Origin of the sequence: Serratia silvae (genome assembly GCF_023282985.1) — a bacterium.
Taxonomy (GTDB): domain Bacteria; phylum Pseudomonadota; class Gammaproteobacteria; order Enterobacterales; family Enterobacteriaceae; genus Chania; species Chania silvae.
This window is the reverse complement of the sequence record NZ_JAGQDC010000055.1, coordinates 1-428: the sequence shown is the minus strand read 5'-3', so window position 1 is coordinate 428 and position 428 is coordinate 1. Positions and strand designations below refer to the sequence as shown.

Here is a 428-nt window from a genome sequence, read left to right as displayed (position 1 = left end):
TGGGCAAACTGTGGTGTTAGGTGGATTGATTTCAGATGATACAGCTCATACGCGTCAGTCTGTACCCTTCTTGGGTGATATCCCGGGCTTAGGCCGTTTATTTAGAGCGGAAGGTAAATCAAATGCTAAACGTAACTTATTGGTGTTTATCCATCCAACGATAATTGGTGATAACGCTGATATACGCCGTGTATCTCAACAACGTTATGATCAGCTGTATAGCCTGCAATTAGCGATGGATAAAGATGGTAACTTTGCCAAACTCCCAGCCAATGTGGATGATGTTTTTCAGCAACGACTACCGTTTAGCTCGACACCAAGTTCGCAACCTAAGCTGGTACAACCGCAACCGACAGCACAACCATCAAGTCAGTATCAAAAAGTGCCTACAGGTGCCAAGACAAGCGCAGTACAAGGCAATGCGGTAA

Annotated in this window: 1 protein-coding gene; it reads left to right on the top strand. The window is 45.1% G+C overall.

The window, feature by feature from the left end; genetic code table 11:
* A partial coding sequence (locus KAJ71_RS23205) for a type II secretion system protein GspD (RefSeq protein WP_375540750.1) occupies positions 1 to 428 on the top strand: 428 nt, incomplete at both ends.